Origin of the sequence: Sutterella sp. (assembly GCF_052272535.1) — a bacterium.
GTDB lineage: Bacteria > Pseudomonadota > Gammaproteobacteria > Burkholderiales > Burkholderiaceae_F > Sutterella.
Genome location: NZ_DAVZJY010000161.1, coordinates 1 through 5,682, shown reverse-complemented (window position 1 = coordinate 5,682; position 5,682 = coordinate 1). Strand labels below are relative to the sequence as shown.

Sequence of the window (5,682 nt, the reverse complement as noted above, 5' to 3'; positions counted from 1 at the left end):
GCGGAGGACGCGGCCCTTCAAAGACTCGTCTGCGGCGGAAGGTCGCAGGGAGGTCAAGGCTTTTAGACGCCGTTCAGGCGCTTGGCGAGGCGGCGGAAGAGTCCGAACCCGAGGGGCATGCTCTCGGTGTCCTGGATCTCGAAGTCGGCGCGGTGGTGGCCGTGGTGGTTGCAGCCGAAGAGGAAGAAGGCGCCTTCGCCGCCGTGCTTCACGACGCGGTCGAGAAGGAGCGTGAAGTCCTCGGACCCAGAAGGCTTGTTGACGCGGAAGACCTTCTGAACGCCCGGAACCTGCTTCGCCTCTTCTTCGACGATGTTGATGACGTCGGGGCAGAAGCGAAGGGTCGCGGCCTCGCCCGCCTTCACGACCTCGGCCTCGACCTCGTAGGCGCGCTTGACGCCGTCGACGATGTTCTCGACGTTCTTCACCATGTACTGGTTGACTTCGGTCGTTTCGCCGCGGACCTCAAGCTGCATGTCGGCGTGGACCGGCGTCACGTTGCGGCCTTCGCCGGCGTTGAGCCTGCCGACCGCAATGCGGGTCACGCCTTCGCCCGAGCGCGGAATGCCCTGCATCATCATCGCGGCGGCGCAGGCGGCCATCAGCGCGCTGCGGCCCTTCTCAGGATCCGAGCCCGCGTGCGAGGGTCGGCCGTGGAAGTGGACGTCGAGCTTCGTCGAAGCGAGGAATCCGCCCTCGGAGATGCCGATCTCGCCCAAGTGCGCGAAGGTGCCGACGTGCGCGCCGATCAGGTACTTCGCGTCGTCAACGATCCCGGAGGCGGCCATCGAGCCCGCGCCGCGCACGCCTTCTTCGGCGGGCTGGAAGAGGAGCTTGAAGGTGCCCTTGAACTCGTCCTTGTGGTCCACGAGCCAGCGCGCGACCTCGAGCATCACGGCGCTGTGCGAGTCGTGGCCGCAGGCGTGCATGAAGCCCGGGCGCTTCGAGGCGAAGCCGCAGGCGGTGGGGACGTGCGAAGGATCGGTCGATTCCGTCACGAGCACGCAGTCCATGTCGCAGCGGAAGGCCGTCACCGGGCCGGGGCGCCCCGTGTCGAGCACGGCGACGACGCCTGTGTAGCCCTCCGTTTCGTCGATAAAGGACTGCGGCACGCCGTCGGCCTTCGCGCGCTCGATTGCGGCTTCGACGAGCTTCGGGTCGCGGCCCATGACGGCGGCGGGGTTGATCACCTGGCGGCCGAGAAGGACGCGGAGCCCGAGGCTGCGCAGGCGCTCCGTGATGAGCCAGCTCGTCTCGAATTCGGTCCAACCTTCTTCAGGCGTCTGGTGGAGCTTGCGGCGCGTGGCGATCATCTCGTCGACGTACTGTTGTTCAGTGAAATGGGTCATGGTTATCTCCTGTGGTTGATGCATGGTGACGGCGCCGCTTCTCTCAAGGGTCCGCAAGAACCACGCACAGGCTCCGCAAGGGGCCTGCGGCCGGGCGGCGTCGGTCGGAAGGAAGCGGATGGATTAGTTGAAGAGCTTCTCCTTGATGGCGTTCTTGATGTCGGAGGCGCCTTCCTTCGTGGCCTTCCAGGTGTCCGAAGCCCCTTCTTTGGTCTTGTCCCAGCCCTTGCGCACGGCGCTCTTCGAGGCGTCGTAGCCCTCGCCCGTACCTTCCTTCACGTCGGCCCAGCCGCGGGCGGCGGCGTCCTTCGTCGAGAGCCAGCCGCGCTTGATGCAGGCCGAGGAGAGCGCACGGGCGCGGTCGAGGCCTTCGGTGTCGGCAACGGACTTGATGTGCGGGAGCGCGCAGGACTCCTCGGTGAGCGAGGCGGCCGAAGCCGGGAGCGAGGCGGTGAGCGAAGCGGCGGCGAGGATGAGCGCCGGCGCAATCAGGAACTTCTTCATGCTGAATCTCTTGCGAATGCGATGGTCCGAGGCGTCGTAGGCGGCGGGGAGCGCCCGCCGCCTGCGCGGCCCGCGAATGAGGAAAATTCTAGCCGCCGCGCCGAAGGCCGCCCGTGAGGAGTTGTCGGGAGTTGTTTCCTCAAGGAGGGCGGCCCGCCCGCACCGCGTCCAAAAGCGCCGCACGCGTTCCGCAAGCCCTTGAATACAGCCGTTTGCGAAGGAGGGCGGAATTCTTCGCCGACGAAGGCCTCGCCGCGGTCGCCAACGCGGATGAGGCGGCGGCGCTGCACAAGCGCCGCGCAAGCCCCGTGACGACCCCTTCGACTTCAAACTGCTCGCCCGGCCGCGGGCGGAGCACGCCGCAGCCCGAGAGGGGATTCTCGGGATGGAGTTCGATGCGGCCCTTCGGATCAAGGCGCAGGCGCTTCACCGTGAAGGAGCCGTCGTAGCAGGCGAGCACGATGCTCCCGCTTCTCGGTTCGACCTCGCGGTCCACGACGAGGAGGTCTCCTTCAAAGATCCCGGCCTCCACCATGGAGTCGCCCGCCGCCTCGACGAGGATCGTGGCGAGCGGATTGCGGACCATCAGCTGGTCGAGCGTCACCTCTTCGGCCTCGTAGTCGGCCGCGGGCGAGGGGAATCCGCAGGCGGCGCGCATGTTTTAAGAAACCTCGTACTGGTGGAATTGGGAGGTTTCAACATACGGCTCCCGTGAAGGACGTCGAGGCCCTCATCTCCGCCGTCTCCATGCACATGAACGAGGCGGCGCTCGTGTTGCGCGCGCAGCGGGGCGCGGCGGGCATGGCGGGCGTCCTCTTCCACACGAACTTCTTCCGCACCGACCTCCCGCAGCATTCGGCCGAGCCGGTGCTCACGCTCCCGCGCCCCACGAACGACACGCTCGAACTCACCGCGATCGCCGCCGCCCTTGTACGGCGGCACTTCCGCGAGGGATGCGCCTACCAGAAGGCAGGCGTGATCCTCGCCGACATCCGCCCGGAAGCCGGCGCGGAAGGGGCGCTCGAGACGGCATCCGGACGACAGTGGTCGCTCTTCAGCGAGGAGGAGCTCGCCGGGAACCCGGGCCGCCGCGCGTTGATGGAGACGTGGGACGGGCTCGTGCGCCGCTGGGGGAAGGACGTTCTCGCGCCTGCGAGCACCAAGCTCGCCCGGAGGTGGGAGATGCGCCGCGGACACCTCTCGCGCTGCTGCACGACCCGCGGCGACGAGCTGCTGCGCGTCGGAGCGGACGACGCGGAGGAAGATCATGGTCGCGGTGTGTGAAAATAAATAACGGGAAACGGAAGCGGCCGGACGGCTCCGACTTGCTGCAAGTCAACTACCCTTGGCCTGAAGGGAGGGGTCTCCTGAGGCATTTTTATGAGGAGAATCATGGAGTTTCTGCCCAAGCGCATTCCTTATGGATTGGCTTCTTTTCAGGCGGTGCGGGACGCCGGCCTTGCGTTTGTCGACAAGACCAAGGTAATCGAAGCGCTCGAGCGGCTGGAGATCCGGTTCCCTCTGCTTCTTCGTCCCAGACGCTTTGGAAAAACATTCCTGACGACGATGCTTGAGGCGTATTACGACAAGGCGTCGGCGGCCGACTTCGACCGGCTTTTCGCAGGCACGTACATTCACGCGCATCGAACCGCTTCGCAAGGACAGTTCCACGTGCTGCGACTGGACTTCTCCGGAATTGATTCGACGTTGGTGGTTGACGGCTTCATCCGGAAGCTGCTTCTTGGCATGTCCGCCTTCTTCAAAAAATATCCTGTTGCGGGAGCGGACGAATTTCTTCGGCGAAAACATCAAACGCCCGCAGATCTCATGCAGGCCTTCTTTTTGTTGGTCGATGATTTAATTGATCAAAATCTCTACATCATAATCGACGAGTATGATCAATTTGCTAATGAAATCCTGGCGGCCAACAAGGCGCTTTTCCGTGAAATGACGAGCGGAGATGGATTTTTGAAGACGTTTTATGCGGCGCTCAAAGGCCAGGCCGGACAAAGAGTCGCCCGCATCTTCATGACGGGCGTCACTTCCGTATCGCTCGACTCCATCACTTCGGGTTTCGGCATCCAGTGGAACATCAGCCAAATCCCGGCGTTCGCAGATGCCGTCGGATTCACTGAAGAGGAGGTGAGGCGCCTGATCGTCGAGACGCAGGATCTGAAGGGCACGCAGACGGGAAATGTACCGCTTGCCCGCATGAAGGACTACTACAACGGATACCGTTTCAGTCCACAGAGCACCGTTTCGGTATACAACGCCTCGATGTGTCTCTACTATCTCGCCGCGCTGCAGATGACGGGTGAGGAACCGCCGACGCTCTTCGACCCGTCCGTCGCCACGGACATCAACAAAATCAGGAGCATCCTGTCGCTAGGCGACGCGGCCATCGTCCGAAAGGTCGTCTCTGCGGTGCTCGAGGACCGCGCCGTTGGACTCCCGAGTGCTGCGCTCGCGTCGGCCATCAATTTGAACGGAGCATTTCGCTTTGATGACCGCGACGTCCTCTCCATTCTCTTTTTCATGGGCTATCTGACGTTTGCAAAAAACAAACGCAACGAGTTGGCATGTCCCAACAAGGCGATGGAAAGTCAGTTTTTTGAGTATTTCTTTGATGAATATTGCGGTGCGGCGCCGAACTTCGACTCCATCGCCTTGGTCGACGTCTTCAAGAAAATCGCTGAGGGCGAAGTTGGACCTCTGCTTTCCTTCGTGTCCAAAACGCTGCAGAGCACGAGCGGGCTGCACCTGCTCGCCCATCTCTCGGAGACTGCGCTGCAGGTGGCGGTCAAGTTTGCCATGCTCACGAATTCGACCTACGAAGTGACGCTCGAGGAGGAGGCAAGAGGAAGCGGCTACTGCGACCTCCTGATGCGTCCAAAGTCAAGTTCAGGGGGGGAGGTGCCGCATTTGCTCGAATTGAAGTATCTGCCCAAGAGCGCAGGAAGCGAGGCGAACGTTCAGCGGGCGGCCGAGGAATCCGTCAGACAGCTTCCGCGATATGGGCAGGTTCATCCTGCGGTATCGCTCGAGCACCTGAGAAGAACCGCCGCCGTTTTCGTCGGCTGCGAACTCCGTCTCGTGCTCGAGGCGTGATGCCGCCCGGCGGAGAATCAGGACGCCGTGATCTTGCGTCCGGTCTTCTGGATGAGCCAGAGCGCGAAGACGAGCAGCAAAATGGCGGCGGCCGTGCAGAGCGTGGTGACGGCGGTGATGTGCTCGACGTCGACCACGATGTAGCGCGACACGGCCACGATCGCAAGCGCGATCGGCGTGTGGATCGGAATTTCCCGGGTGCCCAGGGACGCGCCCTTCACCATCGAAAGAATCTCGACGTAGAGGAAGAGCATCAGGAGGTCGCCGAGGCTGATGTCGCGCGCCGCGATCATTTCGTAGATCGCCTGTCCGATGCCGCCCACGGCGGCGAGCGCAATGGCGCAGAGGGCGGCCGCCTGCGCGTAGGTGAGCCAGAGGTTGAAGGTGTGGCTCGCGCGCTCGAGCTTGGGTGAGTGTTCGTCGGGGTGCGGCGCGTGGGATTCGCCCACGATGCTGCAGAGGCCGCAGGCGTTCGACTGGTCGTGCTGGTGGTTCGGGGCTTTGGAAGCCGGGTTCTTCTCGTTGGTCGGCATGGAACGGCTCTATTGATTAAATCTATCGAAAGACAGATGCGTTTGGGGCTTCTGAATTATGGAGGGCGCACGGGTGAACGGGCGTCCACCTCAGTGGCGAACGTGCAACAGATGTTTTCGAAGGGCAGCCGTCGCCTGCGGAGGAGGGTCCCAAAGAGAGCGGCGGCGGCGACGAACGGGCCGCGGCC

6 protein-coding genes are annotated in these 5,682 nt (G+C 63.3%); 2 read left to right on the top strand and 4 right to left on the bottom strand.

The genetic code is table 11. From position 1 onward, the window contains the following. Positions 1-62: 62 nt before the first annotated feature. The 3 genes from ACT6Y9_RS08230 to ACT6Y9_RS08220 form a co-directional block, all read right to left on the bottom strand. The gene (locus ACT6Y9_RS08230; protein WP_295479003.1) at positions 63-1,349 is read right to left on the bottom strand and encodes an amidohydrolase; all 1,287 of its coding nucleotides are present in this window, start codon (positions 1,347-1,349) and stop codon (positions 63-65) included. Positions 1,350-1,472: 123 nt separating this feature from the next. Further along, the gene (locus ACT6Y9_RS08225; protein ID WP_443744184.1) at positions 1,473-1,853 is read right to left on the bottom strand and encodes a hypothetical protein; all 381 of its coding nucleotides are present in this window, start codon (positions 1,851-1,853) and stop codon (positions 1,473-1,475) included. A 139-nt stretch (positions 1,854-1,992) separates the two neighbouring features. Next, positions 1,993-2,511 carry a LexA family protein gene (locus ACT6Y9_RS08220; protein WP_443744183.1) on the bottom strand — a complete coding sequence of 173 codons (519 nt, stop codon included), beginning with the start codon at positions 2,509-2,511 and terminating at the stop codon, positions 1,993-1,995. Between the two features lie 53 nt (positions 2,512-2,564). Between ACT6Y9_RS08220 and ACT6Y9_RS08215 the strand changes: the two genes are divergently transcribed. Together ACT6Y9_RS08215 and ACT6Y9_RS08210 are read left to right on the top strand one after the other, a co-directional pair. After that, on the top strand, positions 2,565-3,137 hold the full coding sequence (locus tag ACT6Y9_RS08215; RefSeq protein WP_443744182.1) for a DUF4113 domain-containing protein: 573 nt from the start codon (positions 2,565-2,567) through the stop codon (positions 3,135-3,137). A 108-nt stretch (positions 3,138-3,245) separates the two neighbouring features. Further along, positions 3,246-4,961, top strand: coding sequence for an AAA family ATPase (locus tag ACT6Y9_RS08210; protein WP_443744181.1), 1,716 nt, complete (start codon positions 3,246-3,248; stop codon positions 4,959-4,961). 17 nt (positions 4,962-4,978) lie between these two features. Here the strand turns inward: ACT6Y9_RS08210 and ACT6Y9_RS08205 are convergent, their stop codons facing one another. Further along, complete coding sequence (locus ACT6Y9_RS08205; protein WP_443744180.1) at positions 4,979-5,494, bottom strand: phosphate-starvation-inducible protein PsiE; 516 nt, start codon at positions 5,492-5,494, stop codon at positions 4,979-4,981. Positions 5,495-5,682: the final 188 nt, after the last annotated feature.

What these genes read in the sequence shown, in the direction of transcription:
- ACT6Y9_RS08230 (WP_295479003.1), bottom strand. Translation starts at nt 1,349, where the DNA reads ATGACCCATTTCACTGAACAACAGTACGTCGACGAGATGATCGCCACG.
- ACT6Y9_RS08205 (WP_443744180.1), bottom strand. Translation starts at nt 5,494, where the DNA reads ATGCCGACCAACGAGAAGAACCCGGCTTCCAAAGCCCCGAACCACCAG.
- ACT6Y9_RS08220 (WP_443744183.1), bottom strand. Translation starts at nt 2,511, where the DNA reads ATGCGCGCCGCCTGCGGATTCCCCTCGCCCGCGGCCGACTACGAGGCC.
- ACT6Y9_RS08210 (WP_443744181.1), top strand. Translation starts at nt 3,246, where the DNA reads ATGGAGTTTCTGCCCAAGCGCATTCCTTATGGATTGGCTTCTTTTCAG.
- ACT6Y9_RS08225 (WP_443744184.1), bottom strand. Translation starts at nt 1,853, where the DNA reads ATGAAGAAGTTCCTGATTGCGCCGGCGCTCATCCTCGCCGCCGCTTCG.